The following is a 19,550-nucleotide window of genomic DNA, read 5'->3' as shown; positions in this document are numbered from 1 at the left end:
TTTTTTTCGATAATAGTAATAATCATTCTAAAATGAATTTTATTCTTTTTTATGTTTATAGCATAAAAGTAGTGAAATAGAAAGAATGTTTAAAATATGATAAATTTAAATAATATAATCGTGATATGAAAGGTGATTACATGGCGAATGATCAAGTATTAACCGCCGAACAAGTCATCGATAAGACTAGAGGATATTTAAACGAAGAGCACGTAGCTTTTATTGAAAAGGCTTATGAATATGCAAGAAATGCTCATCGTGAACAATATAGAAAATCTGGGGAACCATATATTATTCATCCAATCCAAGTAGCAGGCATTTTGGCTGATTTAGAAATGGATCCAGCAACAGTATCAGCAGGTTTTCTCCATGACGTTGTTGAAGATACAGAAATTACTTTAGAGGATATAGCTAAAGCATTTAACAGTGAAGTGGCCATGCTCGTTGACGGTGTAACGAAGCTCGGAAAAATTAAGTATAAATCCCATGAAGAACAGCAAGCGGAAAACCATCGAAAAATGTTTGTTGCAATGGCGCAGGATATCCGTGTCATTTTAATTAAACTAGCAGATAGGCTTCATAATATGAGAACACTGAAGCATTTACCTGCGGAAAAACAACGCCGCATTTCAAACGAAACGTTGGAAATTTTTGCCCCACTTGCACATCGTCTAGGAATCTCTACTATTAAATGGGAACTAGAGGATACAGCATTACGCTATATGAATCCACAGCAATATTATCGTATTGTTAACTTGATGAAGAAGAAAAGAGCAGAAAGAGAACAATATTTAGATGAGGTTATTACTGAAATTCGTGAAGGAACGAAAGAAGTAAATATTCAGGCAGATATTTCGGGAAGACCAAAGCATATTTATAGCATTTATCGCAAAATGGTTATACAAAATAAACAGTTTAATGAAATTTATGACCTACTCGCAGTTCGGATTGTTGTAAATAGTATTAAAGATTGTTATGCCATATTAGGAATTATTCATACAAGATGGAAACCAATGCCTGGGCGTTTTAAAGATTATATTGCCATGCCGAAGGCTAATATGTATCAGTCCTTACACACTACTGTAATCGGGCCAAAGGGTGATCCTTTAGAAGTGCAAATTCGTACACAGGATATGCATCGTATTGCTGAATACGGGATTGCTGCACATTGGGCATATAAAGAAGGAAAATCAGTAAATGAAGGCTCCTCTCTAGAAGAAAAATTAACTTGGTTTAGAGAAATACTGGAATTCCAAGATGATATTGTTAATGCAGAAGAGTTTATGGAAAGTCTGAAAATTGATTTATTTTCAGATATGGTATTCGTTTTTACACCAAAAGGAGATGTATTTGAGTTACCTTCTGGTTCTGTACCAATTGATTTTGCCTATCGTATTCATTCAGAGATTGGGAATAAAACCATTGGCGCGAAAGTAAACGGTAAGATGGTAACCCTCGATTATAGGTTGAAAACAGGCGATATTATTGAAATTCATACGAGCAAACATTCTTATGGACCTAGTCAAGATTGGTTGAAAATAGCGCAGACCTCTCAAGCAAAGAATAAAATTAGACAATTTTTCAAAAAACAACGCCGAGAAGAGAATATTGAAAAAGGTAAGGAACTAGTTGAAAAAGAAATTCGCAATATGGATTTTGATATCAAAGAAATTCTTACACCAGAAAATGTGAAGGCTGTTATCGAGAAATATAATTTTATGACAGAAGAGGATATGTATGCAGCTGTTGGCTATAATGGGATAACTGCACTCCAAGTAGCCAATAGATTAACAGAAAAATGGCGTAAGAAAAGAGATGCAGAACAAGTATCGACAATTACGAATGCTGTTGCAGAATTAAAGTCATTTCCTACAAACAAAAAGAGTGCTTCAGGTGTTCGAGTAACTGGAATTGATAATTTATTGATCCGTTTATCCCGGTGTTGTAATCCGGTACCAGGCGATGAAATAGTTGGATTTATTACAAAGGGAAGAGGAGTTTCCGTCCATCGTGCAGACTGTACTAATATTGATACAGAAGATGCAAAGGCTCGATTAATTCCTGTTGAATGGGAAACGAATTTAAATAATCGAAAAGAATATAATGTGGAAATTGAAATAAGCGGCTATGATCGAAGAGGTTTATTAAATGAAGTTCTTCAGGCAGTAAATGAATCGAAAACAAATATCTCGGCAGTATCTGGTAAATCTGACCGAAATAAAGTTGCTACGATTAGCATGAGCATTATGATTCTCAATGTGAATCATCTTCATAAAGTAGTAGATAGAATTAAGCAAATTCCAGATGTTTATTCTGTACGAAGAATAATGAACTAAGGAGTATTTGATGTGCGTGTCGTTTTACAAAGATCAAAAGATGCAAAAGTAGAAGTAGATGGAAAAGTAGTTGGAGCTATTGAGAAAGGCTTTGTCCTACTTGTCGGCATTACTCATAGCGACGAGTTGGAAGATGCTAAATATCTTGCAGATAAAATTGCTCATCTTCGCGTCTTTGAAGATGAAAATGGGAAAATGAATCAAAGTATTACAGATAGAGAAGGCGCAGTCCTTTCTATCTCCCAATTTACCCTTTACGGAGATACTCGTAAAGGAAGAAGACCAAACTTTATGAATGCAGCAAAACCAGATTATGCAAAGGAACTGTATGATCAATTTAATACCTTTTTGCGCAATCATGGTCTAATCGTCGAAACAGGCATTTTTGGTGCTATGATGGACGTCCACTTAATTAACGATGGACCTGTAACATTAATACTTGATAGTAAATAATAACAGCTACCTACCAAATAGGAATAAAAGAGATTGGGACAAAACTAAATAGCCAATCTGTAAAGCCGAACAATCTCTAATTTGGCTGTTAAATAAAGATTCCTTTTCATATACTGATTATTTATATTTTTAAATATAGTCAAGTGTAAAAACTAATTGGTTCCATTACGCTACAAACACACGATGCGCCGGGGAGGAAGCTGAGCGCGAGCCCCACGGAAAGCGAAGTGTATTCTGAACTGCAGGTACTAACAACTTAAATCGCTTTTTTAAAGCTAATTAAAAAGCCAAACAATCATACGAAATTCGTGTAATTGTTTGGCTTTAATTTGGGCTGGAATACTTATGTCTCAGCCCCTTTTAATTGAAAATCAATTGAATTGTAAAAAAAGAAGCTTTATTACTCAAAATAATTTTCTAAACCATGATAAATAGCCGTAGAAATTGTTTCTTGATATTTATTCGAAAGCAAGATTTGTTCTTCAGCAGGGTTGCTCAAGTAGCCTAATTCTAATAAAGAGGCCGCTTGTCTATTTTGCTTAATAACGAAAAACTCACTTTTTCTAACTCCCCTGTCTTTTCTATTTGTCGCTTCAATAATACTTTTATGTAAGCTTGTCGCAAGTTTTTTCTGATTAGAAGTATAATAGTAGCTTGTAACCCCGTTTACAGAGCTATCATTTATACTATCATAATGTAGGCTTATAAAAGCATCGGCATAGTATAAATGGCTAATATCTACTCTATTTTGGAGCGGGATAAAGATATCATTTTTTCGAGTAAGGATTACCTTCGCGCCAGCAGTCTCTAGTTTATTTGCAAGTAATAGTGCTGTACGAAGATTTAAATCTTTTTCAAACGTACCTATAACTCCTATTGTACCGCTATCTTTTCCTCCATGACCTGGGTCTATAACAATCGTTTTTCCTTTTAAATCATTAGAATTAGAAGTATTAGCAATAGCATCAGTATCATTCTCTGCTACTATATCTTCTTCTACGATCCATTCTGCTATATATCCAAAATCGCCGTTTGTAAGCTGGATTTTATACCAATCATCGAGTACTTCTACTGCTTGAAATGTTTCTCCACTATTTGCAACAAGCAAGACCTTTGAATTCACGGTAGCATCACTTCTAATATTCGTTCTGTCATAAAGAAGTTTAATCGTTTTATCCGTTTTTTGTCCTTTCCTGCTTTCGATGTCACTACTTTCAAGTAAATCTTTATGAATCCAGCCAATATTCCCAGAGTATTGAATCTTTGCCCAATTATCTTCTTCTTCCATTATTGTAATCACTGTACCTATACTGATTTTTCCAATAATCTCAGCGCTCGTTGATGGATTGCTGCGAAGATTAACAAGATCCTCTTTAACGATTGCTGTTTCCTGTTTAGATTCTTTCTGATTCTCCGTTGTACTTGAAGGTGATTCGGAATCTTCAAGCAGTAGATAATCATTGTGTACCCAGCCGGAACCTAAACTCGTTTTTATTTGATACCAATCTCCACTAGTGGTTAGTATGGTAACCTCAATTCCTTTTCCTAAAGTTGTAATGACTTGATAATTCGTACCAGGTCCTTTTCTTAAGCGAAGACCATTTTCGGTAATGGTGGCTTTGTTTGAAAGGGAAGTAGAATTCCCCTCTTCGATTGGTTCGGTATCCGTATTTTGATTATTTTTTGTTACTAAATAGGCGGCTACCCATCCAGTAGAAGTGGAAGTATACTGAATTTCAATCCAATCCTTCTCTTCCTTTAATAAGGGATACGCTTTTCCTATCTCCATTTTCCCAATAACGGTTTGATCAAGCCCCGGATTTTCTCTAACATTTACCACCGTATTAGCTTGAACAGTTAATTGATTTTCTGCTGATACAAGTTGATTGTGTGTAGGAAAGAAGAAGATGCTGACTAAAAGTAATAGCATCCATCTTAAATTCTTCAAACAAGCTGCACTCCTTCCGTAAATTGTCTAAAGGTGATGAAATATTTTTGCATACTGATTAGAATTCTTCATATAGAATATCTTTTCCTTTAAGCTATGCGCTTTTTTTCTAATCAAATTTAGACAAGAAACTATTTTTTTGATGATATTTTTTGGCCAGGCATGGTAATACTATAAAAAAATAACAGAAAAAAGGGTGAAATGCATGAGATTTGGTGAAAAAAGTTTATCATCCAGCGAAATTGATTCTAAATTACTAGGCGTAGATTTTCACGATTTTATTCAAAGAGAAGGAAATTCCAATGCAGTAGAGCTTGCTTCTGAATTTGGTCTTTCATTAGGAGAAGTAAAAAAATTAAAGAAACAATTAGGGAAATTATAAAAGAGTAGGGAAATCATTTTCGTATCCTATTGACAATATAATCGTTCCTATTTATTATTAATTAGATAATAATAATAAATAATCCAGTAAAGCCATTGATCGAGAAAAGTATCTAAGACACACATGAACAGAGAGGAAATGTCCAAAAGGCTGCAAGCATTTCTACATGATGACTTAGAGAAAGAACACTCAGGGAGGCTTTCTTCTGAAAATATTGCATCATTAGTAGGTAGAAACGTGAGCAGGCGTTAACTGCAAAGTGGAAGATTTTATGAAAATCTTCAATTAGGGTGGTACCACGGGAAAAATCTCGTCCCTTGTATTCAGTTGGATGCAAGAGACGAGATTTTTTTTGTACAAAATTATGGACAAAGCACGAATAGCCGGCGCTTTCTCATATTAGGGAGGATACATAAAAATGCAAATTAATATTCCAAGAGGAACCCAAGACATCTTGCCAGGTACAGTAGAAAAATGGCAGTATGTTGAACAAAAAATCAAAGAACTTTGTGATCGATATCAATATAGTGAAATTCGTACACCAATATTCGAACATACAGAGTTATTTTTACGAAGTGTTGGAGATACAACAGATATTGTTACAAAGGAAATGTATACTTTTGAAGATAGAGGAAAAAGAAGCTTAACTTTAAGACCAGAAGGAACAGCAGCGGTTGTTCGTTCATTTGTAGAGAACAAAATGCATGGATATGCTTCACAGCCAATTAAGCTATTCTATTTAGGACAAATGTTCCGTTATGAAAGACCACAGGCTGGCCGCTTTCGCCAATTTGTCCAATTTGGTGTGGAAGCAATAGGAAGTAAAGATCCTGCTATTGATGCTGAAGTAATTGGACTTGCTTACTCTGTTTATCAAACAATGGGTTTATCCAAATTAAAGGTTGTTATAAATAGCTTAGGTGATAAAGAAAGCAGACAAGCTCATCGCCAAGCACTTATCGAGCATTTTAAACCGAGTATTGGGGAATTCTGTCATGATTGCCAAACAAGGCTAGAGAAAAACCCAATGAGAATTTTAGATTGTAAAAAAGATCATAACCATCCATTGATGCAATCTGCACCTTCAATTTTAGCTTATTTAAATGAAGAGTCAAAAACATATTTTGAAAAAGTACAAAAATATTTAACAGCTTTAAACATTCCTTATGTGGTCGATTCCAATCTAGTTAGAGGCTTAGACTACTACAATCATACGGCATTTGAAATTATGAGTGAAGCTGAAGGCTTTGGTGCAATTACTACTTTATGTGGCGGTGGCAGATACAATGGTTTAACAGAAGAGCTTGGTGGACCGGAAGCTCCAGGTATTGGCTTTGCCATGAGTCTAGAAAGATTGCTTGCTGCATTAGAAGCGGAAAAAATTGCATTACCAATCGAGAAGCAGTTAGATTGTTATTTAGTTTCACTAGGAGAAGAAGCAAAGGATTACACAGTGGGCTTATTAAATGAGCTTAGACAAGCTGGCTTCTCTGCTGAGAGAGATTATCTTGATCGGAAAGTGAAAGCACAATTCAAAGCTGCTGATCGTCTTCATGCTAATTATGTGGCTGTTTTAGGAGAAGATGAACTCCAAAAGAACAAAATTAATGTAAAGCAGCTAGAAACAGGAGAACAAAAAGAAATCGCATTAACGGATCTTGTACATGCACTGAAAGATTTTGGAGCTTTTTAATAGTAAGCATTGGTTTACAGAAATATTAATATAAGATAAATAGGGAGGATACTTCATGTTTGGAAGAACATATTTTTGTGGTGAAGTAACAGAAAAATCAATTGGAGAAAGTATTGTTTTAAAAGGTTGGGTTCAAAAAAGACGTGACTTAGGCGGGCTTATTTTTATCGACTTGCGTGACCGTACAGGAATTGTACAGGTTGTATTTAATCCAGAGATTAATAAAGAAGCAATTGAAATTGCTGATAAAGTTCGAAATGAATTTGTACTTGATATAAAAGGAAAAGTAGTTGCTCGTCAAGAAGGTACGATCAATGAAAACATTAAAACAGGAAAAATAGAAATAATAGCAGATGAAATCGTGATAATCAATGAGGCGAAAACACCTCCTTTTATTATTTCTGATCAAACAGATGTAGCAGAGGATGTACGTTTAAAATATCGTTATTTAGATGTAAGAAGACCTGTGATGTTTGAAACATTAAAAATGCGTCATCAAGTAACAAAAGTTATGAGAGATTTTCTTGATAGCGAAGGATTTTTAGATATAGAAACACCAATTTTAACGAAAAGTACGCCTGAAGGAGCAAGGGACTATTTAGTGCCTAGCCGTGTTCATCCTGGAGAATTCTACGCTCTTCCACAGTCGCCGCAAATCTTTAAGCAATTATTAATGGTTGGCGGAGTAGAAAGATACTATCAGATTGCTCGTTGTTTCCGTGATGAAGATTTGCGTGCAGATCGACAACCAGAATTTACCCAGCTTGATATTGAAACAAGCTTTATGAGTCAAGAAGATATTATGGGCATGATGGAAGCGATGATGGCAAAAATCATGAAAGAAGTAAAAGGAATAGACATTACTTTACCATTACCAAGAATGCCATATGATGAAGCAATGAATAGATACGGATCAGACAAACCAGATACTCGTTTCGAAATGGAATTAGTAGACCTTTCTGAAATTGTTAAAGACTCTAGCTTTAAGGTATTTGCTTCTGCAGTAGAAACAGATGGCCAAGTAAAGGCAATCAATGTGAAAAATGCAAGCAGCAAATATTCCCGTAAAGATATTGACGCATTAACAGAGTTTGTAAAAGTATATGGTGCAAAAGGTCTTGCATGGTTAAAAGCAGAGGAAGATGGCTTAAAAGGACCTATTTCTAAATTTATATCAGAAGCTGAACAAAAAGGATTTGAGCAAGCTTTAGCAATTGAAACAGGCGACCTTCTGTTATTTGTTGCAGATAAAAAGAACATCGTTGCGGATGCATTAGGAGCATTACGTTTAAAATTAGCGAAAGAATTAGATTTAATCGATCAAAGCAAATTTAACTTCTTATGGGTTACAGATTGGCCATTATTCGAATATGACGAAGAAGAAGGTCGTTTTTATGCAGCACATCATCCATTTACAATGCCACAAAGAGCAGATTTAGAATTACTTGATACAAATCCTAAGGCAGTAAAAGCACAAGCCTATGATATTGTGTTAAATGGCTATGAGCTAGGTGGGGGTTCCTTACGTATATTCGAAAAAGAAATCCAAGAGAAAATGTTTAGCTTATTAGGATTTACGAAGGAAGAGGCGCATGCTCAATTTGGGTTCTTATTAGAAGCATTTGAATATGGCACGCCACCACATGGCGGGATTGCGATTGGACTAGACCGTTTAATTATGTTGTTATCTGGTCGAACTAATCTTCGTGATACGATTGCATTCCCTAAAACAGCAAGTGCAAGCTGTCTCATGACAAATGCTCCAAGCGAAGTGAGCGAAAACCAATTAACGGATTTACATTTATCATTAAAGTTGGATAAATAAATAAGAAAGGCAGTAGAAAACGGTGAATCCTAAGTTTTCTACTGCCTATTTTATTTCATTAAATAGTTCCTTTTTTTATGGAAACTTGTTTATCCACGAGGAGGGGAAAGGAAAGATAAAAAGTTGTTCCCTTGTTCCACTCACTTTTAACATCTATTTTACCACGCAAGCTATGAATAATCTGGATAGCTGCCATCATCCCTAAGCCAGTACCAGCTCTGCCTTTCGTTGTAAAATAAGGCTCCCCCATTCTCGCTAATTGCTCTTTCGTCATTCCGATTCCTGTATCGGAAATAGTTATCATTACTTGATTTTTAAGTTTGCTTGTTTGAATATTTAAGGTACCACTATGTGGCATTGCTTCAATACAGTTTTTACAAATGTTAAGAAGGGCTTGTTGCAGTAGCTGTGATTCGCCATTTATAAAATAAGACTGTGCAGTTAGATTAATAATGACGCTATTCATATGTGCTAATGGAGTGATAATATCAATTGCTTTAAGGAGCTCATGTTTGATATTCAATTGTTTTTCATTTTCAGGAGCGGGTTTCGCAAATGTTAAGTAGTTGCGAATTATTTTATCTGCTCTATCAATTTCTTGAATACAAATTGATAGAAAATGTTTTCGTTTTGCTTCTTCTAAATCAGACTCCTGCATCATCTGTAAAAAACCCCTGACAACAGCTAATGGATTTTTCACCTCATGAGAGATAGAGGAGGCAAGATGACTAACTAATTCCATCTTTTCCGATTTAATGATTGCTTGCCTGAAATAAATGCTTTCTTTGAATACATCATGTAAATAGACAATTGATATCGTTGCAAGACAATTAATGGCTAAATAGAAGATGGTAAAGGAATGACTAATTGAGAGACCGTAATAATATTTGGCAATCATAGATCCAAAAAAGCTTGTGGTGACAATGATGCATGTACTGACAATAATCTTCTTGCCACGAGAAAAATGATTAAATTCTTTTGAAAATATTAGCAAGAAGATAAATGTAGGAATCATGATTAGAATCGTAATCATGATTCCAATGCCATCAAACAGAAAACGATAAAGGATTGTGAAAATACATAAAATAGTGCTAGTTATAACACCTCCGCACAGACCTCCTAGAACAACTGCAATTAGTCTTAAATCATAAATAAAATTATGGAAATACGTAACAGGAAATTGGATACAGCTTATAATTGCTAAGATGTAAGAAATTAGCTTTATCGCTTTCACTTTCTTCTTAGAATGATTGGTGTATTTCAATTCAACAATCAGCGGGATAAATAAAAAGAAGACGATTAAAAATAGTATATTTAATAATAATTCTTGTAATCCAATCATAAAGCTAATTTCCTCCTACTGGTATTGCCAAAGAAAGAGTCTAAATGCCTTTTAAGTTATCTAATTCTTTTGCTTTAATTATTCTAGCAATATCTCCCTCTTATTAAACTGTCTACTATAAAAAAATAGCTTTATTGATATGCGGGTGTTAACTGTGCTAAAGAAGGAATTATATTTTTGGTGGTATGGTACTTTTCTCCTAGGATATGTATTCGTTATTCCATTCTATATTACAGAATTAAACAATTGTACAATATTTATTTAATTCTTATATGAAAACAAGGAAATGAAATGTGGTAGTTGATAAAAAATTATGATATATTTTCATAAGTATTGTTTATTCCCCTGAATGAAAGTTACCAGTAAGGGAATATGTAAACATAATTAGCTTATAGGAAAAATTAAATGGAGTTGAAAACGGATGTTACACCAATTTTCGAGAAATGAGTTAGCGATTGGGAAAGAAGGGCTAGAGACGATGAAAAACAGCACTGTAGCTGTATTGGGAATCGGAGGCGTAGGTTCCTTTGCTGCAGAGGCGTTAGCCCGATCTGGCGTAGGTAGATTAATCTTAATTGATAAAGACGATGTTGATATTACAAATGTGAATAGACAGGTTATAGCATTATTATCCACTGTTGGCCGTCCTAAAGTGGAAATCATGAAAGAGCGTATTGCGGATATTAATCCAGATTGTGAAGTAATTGCGCTGAAAATGTTCTATACAGAAGAAACGTATGAAGAAATTTTTGCATATGGCTTAGATTTTGTAATGGATGCTTCCGATACAATCTCTTATAAAATACATTTAATGAAAGAATGTTTACAAAGAAATATTCCGATCATTTCAAGCATGGGTGCTGCAAATAAAATGGATCCGACTCGTTTCCAAATTGCAGATATAAGTAAAACACATACAGATCCAATTGCGAAGGTTATTCGTACAAGACTTCGCAAGGAAGGGATTAGAAAAGGGATTAACGTCGTATTCTCAGATGAAAGTCCAATTGTCATCCGCGAAGATGTTCGTAAAGTGGTAGGAAAAGATAATGCACCGATTCGCAAGGCGAAAATGCCTCCTTCATCTAACGCGTTTGTCCCTTCTGTAGCTGGTTTAATTATGGCAAGTCATGTTGTTAAAGAGCTATTAAAGGACATAAAAATAACACGTGTAAAGGATGAAAAATAAAATTTTATTTTGACCGTTCTTAAAAAATATTGTCAAAATAGGATGATCTCATAAACAATAGGAGATCATCCTATTTTATTTTTATAGTGAAACTGACCAATAGTCATTAACCTAGCCTATTGTATCAGTGTGATTCAAATAGTAAACTGATACAATGAGTTGGTTTTAAGTTTTCATTAATAGGATGAATAAAAAAAATAGATAATTGAGTGGATGAAGAAAATATACAATAACGAAAGGTTGGTAGGGATATTGTCTTCCGTTGTAGAATTAAAAAATGTTTCTAAAGTAATAAAAGGCAGAAAAATTATTGATTCCTTAAGCTTTCAGGTAGAAGCAGGAGAAGTATTTGGTTTTCTTGGTCCAAATGGCGCGGGTAAAACGACAACAATCCGAATGATTGTTGGGTTAATTAGTATGAGTGACGGGGATATCTATATTTGCAAGGAAAGTGTCCGTGACCAATTTGAAAAAGCGATTCAGCACGTAGGTGCAATTGTTGAGAATCCAGAAATGTATAAGTTTTTAAGTGGATATGAGAATCTCTTACATTATGCACGAATGATGAAGGGCATTTCAAAAGAGAAGATAATGGAAACTGTTGAATTAGTCGGTTTAACCAATCGAATACATGATAAAGTGCGTACTTATTCCCTCGGGATGAGACAGCGGTTAGGTCTTGCTCAAAGTCTCTTACATGATCCGAAGGTATTGATTTTAGATGAGCCAACAAATGGATTAGACCCAGCAGGGATAAGAGAAATTAGAGACCATTTAAGAATGCTAGCAAGAGAGAGGAATATGGCAGTAATTGTTTCTAGCCACTTATTATCGGAAATGGAAATGATGTGTGATCGTATTGGCATTATTCAAGAGGGGCGACTAGTGGATGTGCAATTAGTCAAGGACTTTGTTGCAGTGGAGCAAGTGTTTGAAATAGAGCTTAATCCAGTAGACAAAGCGATAAGGCATTTACAAGAAATTTTGCCTGATGTGCATTGTGTAAAAAGGGAACAAGAAATTCTAATCACTGTAACAAAGGAACGAATACCAGAAATAATTAAAGCACTTGTTTTACAAGATATTCGCATTTTTGGAATTAGTGAAGTATCGAAGACATTAGAAGATCGATTCATAGAATTGACTAATCAAAGGGAGGGATGAAAATGATTCAGCTAATTAGAAATGAATGGTTGAAAATTTGGAAGCGACCAGCAACATTAGTAATGATAATGATTTTGTTAATTGCTGTTCTATTGTTAGGTGCTTTTAATAAATATCAATCAAGTGGATTTTCTGTCCCAGATAATGAAAACTGGAAGCATGGACTTGAATTAGAAAATAAACGCTACAAAGAAATGCTTGAGGATGAGCATCTTCCAGCAGAAACGGAAAAATATTATACAAAAGAAATAGCGATAAATGAATATCGAATGAAGCATGATTTCAGTACAAATGTAGAGTATTCTGCATGGGATTTTGTTTCTGATTGTATCCAGTTAATTAGTATCGCAGGTTTATTCACGATTATAATTGCTGCTGGAATCGTTGCAAATGAGTTTAATTGGGGAACAGTCAAGCTTCTGCTTATCCGTCCTTTAAGTAGAACAAAGATCTTATTGTCAAAATATTTAACTGTACTGCTATTCGGTTTCGTGTCGATCCTTGTAGTGTTTGCATTTTCGTTTATAATAGGTGCTATTCTATTTGGTCTTCCAGAAAAAGCTTATCCTTATTTACATTACGCAAATGGGATAGTGAAAGAGCAAAGCATGCTCCTTCATTTAATTAGTTTTTATGGCCTGAATTCAATTAGCCTACTAATGCTTACTACGATGGCGTTTATGATATCGTCTGTCTTCCGGAATAGTTCGTTAGCAATTGGCTTTTCCATTTTCTTAATGTTTATGGGGAATACAGTAACAGTATTATTAGCTAATTGGTTCGATTGGGCAAAATATTTATTGTTTGCTAATACAGATTTAACACAGTACTTTGAAGGAACTCCATTGGTAAGTGGCATGACAATGTCTTTCTCTATTATTATGCTCCTAGTATATTTTATCGTGTTCAATGGTTTAGCCTTTTGGGTATTTAAGAAGAGAGATGTGGCAGCATGATTTTTTGGAATGAAGGTCCATTTGACTTTCATTCCTTTTTCATATGCCCTTCTTTTACGTTATAATAAATGAAAGAAGTTAAACAAGAAGGTGTAGAAATGAACGGGGAACCACTGGCATATCGAATGAGACCGACAAACCTAGACGAAGTAGTTGGTCAAAAAGAGATAATTGGGAAAACAACAAGTTTATATAAAATGATTAAAAATGGACATGTACCATCGATGCTATTGTATGGTGAGCCTGGGATTGGCAAAACCTCGATTGCGTTTGCCATTGCTGGAACGACTAAACTTCCATTTATTGCATTAAATGCAACCACTTCTGGGAAAAAGGATGTGGAAGCAGTTGTAGATGAAGCAAGATTAACTGGAAAAGTCATTCTTTTTTTAGATGAAATCCATCGCTTCAATAAGGCGCAGCAGGATTATTTACTTCCCCATGTGGAAAGAGGAGACATTGTTTTAATTGGTGCCACAACAGAAAACCCCTATCATGATGTAAACCCTGCGATTAGAAGTAGATGTGGTCAAATTAAGCAATTAAAAAGATTAACAGATGACGATATTGAAGAATTATTGCATCGAGCCTTAAAAGAGGAAAAAGGGCTTGGAAACCTTACCATTAAAATTACGAATGAGCAGATTGCAAGAATTGCCAAGGGAACAAATGGGGATGCAAGAAAATCATTAACCCTTTTAGAATCAATTGTCTATTCATCAGATAAAGAAGACGGAACTTTCATTATCAAAGATGATACGATTGAACAAATGATTGAAAAGGTTGGCGTTTTTGGTGATAAAAAAGGATCTCATTTCTATAACCTACTGTCAAGTCTGCAAAAAAGTATTAGGGGAAGCGATGTAGATGCAGCTCTTTATTATCTTGCCCATTTGTTGGAAACAGGAGATTTAGTGGCAGTAAATAGAAGATTACTCGTTATTGCCTATGAGGATATCGGACTTGCAAAAACGTCTGTCGGGAATAATGTATTAGCAGCAGTCACAGCAAGCGAAAGATTAGGTCTCCCAGAAGCACGAATTCCTTTATCAGTAGCAGTTGTGGAAATGTGTTTGTCCTCTAAATCGAATGCGGCTTATACGGCATTAGATGCAGCAATAGCAGATGTCCGCAGTGGCAGAGTAGGAGATATTCCGATGCATTTAAGAGATGGGCATTATGCAGGAAGCAAAAAGCTAGGACATGTTGGCTATATTTATCCCCACGACCATCCAATTGGAACATTTGGAGGATGGGTCGACCAAGAATATTTGCCAGAGAAGCTAAAAGGCACTCAGTATTATCATCCCACAGAAGCTGGGGACGAGAAGAAGCTAGGGGCAATATATGAAAAATTGGCTGGATTTAAAAAAGGATAGATAAGACACTCTATCCTTTTTTGCTTGTCTGTTTCTCTAAAAGAATATTTTATTAGAAAAAATGTAGAAATCAAAAATTTCGAAAATCGAATAAAAAAATGTACACAAAATTCAAATAACTATTAAAATAGAAGAAAGACAGTAAAGGAAAAGGACGTGAAAAGGTGCAATTCGATAAGATAGAAGTTCAACATGTAAAAATGCCATTGGTCAGTCCCTTTGAGACAAGCTTTGGCAAACTATTTGAAAAGGATTTTCTTATTATAAAAATATATAGTGGAGAACACATTGGGTACGGGGAGTCTGTGGCTTTACCAGATCCAACTTATAGTGAAGAAACAACTGGGACTGTTTCGTATATGCTAGATGAATTTCTCATTCCACTTCTGTTAAAAGAAGAAATTAGTCATCCAGATAATGTTTCTAAAAGGTTTTCTCCTATAAGACGAAATAATATGGCAAAAGCAGCGTTAGAAGGTGCTGTGTGGGATTTATATAGTAAGAAACAGGGGATTTCCCTTTCAAAGGCGCTTGGTGGTGTTCGATCTTCCATTGACGTTGGAGTAAGTATTGGAATGCAAGAAACAACAGACAAACTACTTTCAAAGGTGGATCGATTCCTATCAGAAGGCTACAAAAAAATCAAAGTCAAAATTAAACCTGGATATGATTTGGAGCCATTAACGCGAATAAGGGAAACGTTTGGTTACGATATTCCGCTAATGGCTGATGCTAACTCTGCCTACACGCTAGCAGATATTGAGCGAATCAAAGAAATGGATCCCCTCAAACTAATGATGATTGAACAGCCGTTAGCATATGATGATATTATTGACCATTCGATATTACAGAGTGAGCTTGCTACCCCTATATGTTTAGATGAAAGCATACATTCCGTCGAGGATGCGCGTAAAGCGATTGAATTAGGAAGCTGTAGAATCATTAATATTAAAATTGGCCGTGTAGGCGGATTGACAGAAGCAAAGAAAATCCATGATTTATGTGAAAGAAATGGCATTCCTGTATGGTGTGGCGGGATGCTGGAAGGCGGAATCGGAAGAGCGCATAATATTGCCATTACTTCGCTACCTTCTTTTACAATCGCTGGTGATACTTCTGCATCTAGTCGATATTGGAAAGAGGATATTATTCTTCCTGAGGTTACTTTGTCTACCCCTGGGAAAATGAAAGTTCCGACAGGTGTAGGTATTGGTTTTGAATTAAATAATGAAGTCATTAATAAATACTTGTTAACTACGAAAGTTTATGAAAATTAATCCATATCGAGGCTAAGGGGGAAGGTTTAGATGGATCCCTATGTGATAAGAGAAGTGACCGATAAAAAAGAAATACAAAAGGTCGTCGAATTTCAAGATTTAATTTGGAACAAGAAGAATACAACGCCTTTTCCGTTTTTAATTGCATCTCTTCATAATGGTGGGATTATTATCGGGGCATTTTCTAATGAAGAATTAGTTGGCTTTTGTTATGGTTTTCCTGGGTTTGATTCAAGTGAAGTATATCTAGTTTCTCATATGATGGCAGTGAAGCAACAAATTAGAGACGGTGGATTAGGATATAAAATGAAAGTAAAGCAAAAAGAACTAGCATTAAAACGAGGGTACAAAAAGATCATGTGGACTTTTGATCCATTAGAATCTCGCAATGCTTATCTTAATATTTCGAAACTAAGGGGGATAGTGAAAACCTATTATCCCAATCATTACGGAATAATGAATGATGAATTAAATGGTGGCTTACCTTCCGACAGGTTTTTATTAGAGTGGGATCTTTATGCTAATTCTGCTGATAATATTCCAGCAGAAGAGCAAATTCAATTTTGTGTTTCTTGGAAAATGGTTGAAGACATGCCTAGTCCACTAGCGTTAGAAATTATTTCTAATCAATGTGATTACTACAAGATTCCTGTTCCCAAAGATATACATATGATAAAAGAAAGAGACTTTGTGATAGCTGAAAAGTGGCGCTTTTTACTAAGAGAAGTATTTAAGCAATTGTTTGAAAAGGGGTATTTTGTAAATTCTTTTCAAACGACAAATAAAGCCGTGAACTACTATATTGTAAGCTTTGTATAAAGTACTGACAAATTAGAAATGAAGTTGATTCTTATATAATAGCACTAAAAAATAGAAGATACCTAAATATAGGAGGGTGAAAATGCGAGGAGAAATAGACAATTGGGTGGACCAACAAAGGGAGAATATACTTGGAATGTATCAATATCTTCACAAAAACGCTGAAATAAGCTGGGAAGAAATTGAAACTACAAATTTTATTAAGGAAGAATTAGAGAAGTTATCTATTTCCTATGAATTATTTGACGATCAGACAGGCATAGTAGGTTCTTTTGGAGCTGGAAAAGGACCTGTTATAGGACTTCGCGCAGATATGGATGCATTATGGCAGCAAGTAAACGGGGAATGGAAAGCTAATCATTCCTGTGGTCATGATGCACATACGACTATTTTAATTTTTACAATAAAATGTTTAAAGGCATTAGGAGTGGAACCAAAGGGAAGCATTAAATGTCTTTTTCAGCCAGCAGAGGAGACTGGTGGTGGTGCGATTTCTTTTATTAATAAAGGACTATTAGAAGATGTAGATTATTTATTAGGATTACATGTACGACCAATTCAGGAAATGAGATTTGGCGAATGCTCTCCTGCTATTTATCATGGAGCAGCAGCAAGCTTTAAAGGGAAAATATATGGAATGCAGGCACATGCAGCAAGACCTCATTTAGGAATAAATGTGATTGATAGCCTAACCGCAATTAATCTGGCGATTCGTTCTATTCCTTTAAATCCTATCATTCCAGCATCGGCAAAATTAACATTTGCGCAGGCTGGCGGCAAAAATTTCAATATCATACCTGATTACGCTGAGTTTGGGATAGATGTTCGAGCACAAACAAATGAGGCAATGGAACAGCTTATCGCTAAACTAGAAAGCCAAGTGAGATTAGCGGGAGAAGCGAATGGCGCAAAAGTAGAATTAGAATTATTATCAGAAATGCCTGCTGCCAATCCTAATAAATGGATGGAGGGAATTGTAGCTAGGAGCATTAAAGATATACTTGGTGAAGAAGGACTAGTTAAACCACCAGTTACACCTGGAGGAGAAGATTTTCATTTTTACGCAAAAGCTAATGATCATCTTCAAACGACAATGATTGGCTTAGGCACTGATCTCCAGCCAGGTCTCCATCATCCTAATATGCAATTTCAGTTAAATAGCTTACTTCATGGTATAAAAATTATGGCATTATCTGTGATTTGTTTAATGGAAGAGAAACAATAACGATAAGGAATTTCTTCTTTCGCCAGAGAAGAAATTCCTTCTTTTCATGACGAAAAGATTTCATAAGCAAAAACAGTAAAAAAGGCTAATAGCAATACAATAAATCCACTGATTATTATGTGAACCGAAAAAATATGATATCCTATTGAATAGATAGGAAATAAAATAATTATACTGGATATATAGAATGGAAACTAGGCTTTCCCTTCAACAATTCATAAGTAATTATGCTATAATGCTTAATGGCAATTATACAGATAAAACCACATAATATAGGAAAATTAAAAGGGGCGGCAAATGAAATCCTTAATTAGCCAGGATAAACCAGTTGAAAGACTAGTCATATTTATTTTAGGGCTTTTGATTATGTCATTAGGCATTGTTTTAGTTATTACAGCAAATCTAGGTTCAGCCCCTTGGGATATTTTGAATATTGGATTGCATCTTCAATTTGGTTTAACCATTGGTAGCTGGGCAATAATAGTTGGATTTTTTATATTATTAATTGCAGCGATTCTATCCAAAAAGTTTCCACCGTTCGGAGCATTATTAAATATGGTACTGGTAGGAGTATTTATTGATTTCTTTATACTTCTTCCTTATATGAATACTCCTTCTACATTATTTACAAGATGGCTGATGTTTTTAATAGGATTAATCATAATGGGATATGGAATGGGGATTTATATTTCTGCAAAACTTGGGGCAGGACCAAGGGATAGTTTAATGATTGTTTTATCTGAAAAATTTGGTGCAAGCATTGCGAAAACTAGGTTGTTTATGGAAGCTATTGTTTTGGGAATAGGATGGATTCTTGGTGGACCGGTATCATGGGGAACCATCATCTATGCTATTTTAATAGGAAGAATTGCCGGATGGAGTATCCCACAGTGTACGAAATGGATGGCCTATATATTGAATCGAAATGAAAGAACAGTGAAAAACATACAACAACAGAAAATGGAGCGGGAGGCAAAGTAATGAAGATATCGACTAAAGGAAGATATGGATTAACCATTATGATGGAATTAGCAAAGAAGCATGGAGAAGGACCAATTTCTTTAAAGTCCATCGCACAAACCAATAATCTATCGGAACATTACTTAGAACAATTAGTTGCACCACTGCGTAATGCTGGATATGTACGTAGTATTCGCGGGGCATATGGTGGCTATGTTTTAGGAGATGATCCAAATAAAATAACAGCTGGAGACATTATCCGCATATTAGAAGGACCTATTAGTCCAGTAGAAGGAATTGAGGATGAAGAACCAGCAAAAAAAGCATTATGGATGAAAATTAGAGATGCAGTCAAAGACGTTTTGGATTCCACAACAATAGAGGATCTTGCAAACCATAAAGAAGATGGCAGTACAGACGGTTATATGTTTTATATTTAATAACAAGCAGTTTTTATAAAAGTTTGTTGCTTCCTGAAATGACTGAAAATCGAGTGGGATAGAACGAACTAGTTTTTACTTTTAGCTTTAAGAAAGACACCTTAGTATAGGTGAAAACAGCCATTAAAAAAGATAACTAATTAAATGTAGGTGAATCACTTG

The 19,550-nt window shown here is 35.1% G+C and carries 16 protein-coding genes and 1 other annotated feature; of the genes, 14 read left to right on the top strand and 2 right to left on the bottom strand.

The annotated features are described in order from the left end of the window. The first annotated feature begins 140 nt into the window (after nucleotides 1–140). Nucleotides 141–2,336 carry a RelA/SpoT family protein gene (locus RTL21_RS03605; RefSeq protein ID WP_312093443.1) on the top strand — a complete coding sequence of 732 codons (2,196 nt, stop codon included), beginning with the start codon at nucleotides 141–143 and terminating at the stop codon, nucleotides 2,334–2,336. Nucleotides 2,337–2,348: 12 nt separating this feature from the next. Next, nucleotides 2,349–2,789 carry a D-aminoacyl-tRNA deacylase gene (gene dtd, locus RTL21_RS03600; protein WP_312093401.1) on the top strand — a complete coding sequence of 147 codons (441 nt, stop codon included), beginning with the start codon at nucleotides 2,349–2,351 and terminating at the stop codon, nucleotides 2,787–2,789. 400 nt (nucleotides 2,790–3,189) lie between these two features. On the opposite strand, the gene RTL21_RS03595 is transcribed toward dtd, so the two are convergent. Beyond that, the gene (locus RTL21_RS03595) at nucleotides 3,190–4,737 is read right to left on the bottom strand and encodes an N-acetylmuramoyl-L-alanine amidase family protein (RefSeq protein ID WP_312093399.1); all 1,548 of its coding nucleotides are present in this window, start codon (nucleotides 4,735–4,737) and stop codon (nucleotides 3,190–3,192) included. 205 nt (nucleotides 4,738–4,942) lie between these two features. On the opposite strand from RTL21_RS03595, the gene RTL21_RS03590 reads away from it, so the two are divergent. The 3 genes from RTL21_RS03590 (at nucleotide 4,943) to aspS (ending at nucleotide 8,637) form a co-directional block, all read left to right on the top strand. Next, entirely contained in the window at nucleotides 4,943–5,119 is a 177-nt protein-coding gene (locus RTL21_RS03590; protein WP_312093397.1) for a hypothetical protein, read from the top strand. Nucleotides 5,120–5,205: 86 nt separating this feature from the next. Continuing rightward, nucleotides 5,206–5,440: a binding site (T-box leader), on the top strand. 97 nt (nucleotides 5,441–5,537) lie between these two features. Beyond that, nucleotides 5,538–6,812 carry a histidine--tRNA ligase gene (gene hisS / locus RTL21_RS03585; protein ID WP_312093395.1) on the top strand — a complete coding sequence of 425 codons (1,275 nt, stop codon included), beginning with the start codon at nucleotides 5,538–5,540 and terminating at the stop codon, nucleotides 6,810–6,812. A gap of 55 nt (nucleotides 6,813–6,867) precedes the next feature. Beyond that, nucleotides 6,868–8,637 (top strand): aspartate--tRNA ligase, encoded by a 1,770-nt coding sequence (gene aspS, locus RTL21_RS03580; RefSeq protein ID WP_312093393.1) that lies wholly within the window; start codon nucleotides 6,868–6,870, stop codon nucleotides 8,635–8,637. A gap of 58 nt (nucleotides 8,638–8,695) precedes the next feature. Here aspS and RTL21_RS03575 read toward each other — a convergent pair whose 3' ends face one another. Beyond that, nucleotides 8,696–9,979 (bottom strand): ATP-binding protein, encoded by a 1,284-nt coding sequence (locus tag RTL21_RS03575; protein WP_312093391.1) that lies wholly within the window; start codon nucleotides 9,977–9,979, stop codon nucleotides 8,696–8,698. Between the two features lie 421 nt (nucleotides 9,980–10,400). Here RTL21_RS03575 and RTL21_RS03570 point away from each other — a divergent pair, with 421 nt between their 5' ends. The 9 genes from RTL21_RS03570 (at nucleotide 10,401) to cymR (ending at nucleotide 19,388) form a co-directional block, all read left to right on the top strand. Then, complete coding sequence (locus RTL21_RS03570) at nucleotides 10,401–11,168, top strand: tRNA threonylcarbamoyladenosine dehydratase (RefSeq protein ID WP_312093389.1); 768 nt, start codon at nucleotides 10,401–10,403, stop codon at nucleotides 11,166–11,168. A gap of 252 nt (nucleotides 11,169–11,420) precedes the next feature. Then, on the top strand, nucleotides 11,421–12,332 hold the full coding sequence (locus RTL21_RS03565; RefSeq protein WP_312093441.1) for an ABC transporter ATP-binding protein: 912 nt from the start codon (nucleotides 11,421–11,423) through the stop codon (nucleotides 12,330–12,332). A gap of 2 nt (nucleotides 12,333–12,334) precedes the next feature. After that, the gene (locus tag RTL21_RS03560; protein ID WP_312093387.1) at nucleotides 12,335–13,288 is read left to right on the top strand and encodes an ABC transporter permease; all 954 of its coding nucleotides are present in this window, start codon (nucleotides 12,335–12,337) and stop codon (nucleotides 13,286–13,288) included. A gap of 98 nt (nucleotides 13,289–13,386) precedes the next feature. Next, complete coding sequence (locus RTL21_RS03555; RefSeq protein WP_312093385.1) at nucleotides 13,387–14,667, top strand: replication-associated recombination protein A; 1,281 nt, start codon at nucleotides 13,387–13,389, stop codon at nucleotides 14,665–14,667. Between the two features lie 164 nt (nucleotides 14,668–14,831). Next, nucleotides 14,832–15,944, top strand: a complete 1,113-nt coding sequence (gene menC, locus RTL21_RS03550) for an o-succinylbenzoate synthase (protein WP_312093383.1) — start codon at nucleotides 14,832–14,834, stop codon at nucleotides 15,942–15,944. Nucleotides 15,945–15,974: 30 nt separating this feature from the next. Next, a complete protein-coding gene (locus RTL21_RS03545) occupies nucleotides 15,975–16,763 on the top strand; it encodes a GNAT family N-acetyltransferase (protein ID WP_312093381.1) in 789 nt (262 codons plus the stop codon). 82 nt (nucleotides 16,764–16,845) lie between these two features. Beyond that, complete coding sequence (locus RTL21_RS03540) at nucleotides 16,846–17,988, top strand: M20 peptidase aminoacylase family protein (RefSeq protein ID WP_312093379.1); 1,143 nt, start codon at nucleotides 16,846–16,848, stop codon at nucleotides 17,986–17,988. 297 nt (nucleotides 17,989–18,285) lie between these two features. Beyond that, entirely contained in the window at nucleotides 18,286–18,969 is a 684-nt protein-coding gene (locus RTL21_RS03535) for a YczE/YyaS/YitT family protein (protein WP_312093377.1), read from the top strand. Continuing rightward, entirely contained in the window at nucleotides 18,969–19,388 is a 420-nt protein-coding gene (gene cymR / locus RTL21_RS03530) for a cysteine metabolism transcriptional regulator CymR (RefSeq protein ID WP_312093375.1), read from the top strand. Before RTL21_RS03535 ends, cymR begins: the two co-directional genes overlap by 1 nt. Nucleotides 19,389–19,550 lie beyond the last annotated feature (162 nt).

Origin of the sequence: Niallia sp. (assembly GCF_031978665.1) — a bacterium.
Taxonomy (GTDB): domain Bacteria; phylum Bacillota; class Bacilli; order Bacillales; family Cytobacillaceae; genus Niallia.
Note: the sequence above shows the minus strand (reverse complement) of the source record. Positions and strands in the feature narration are given on the sequence as shown.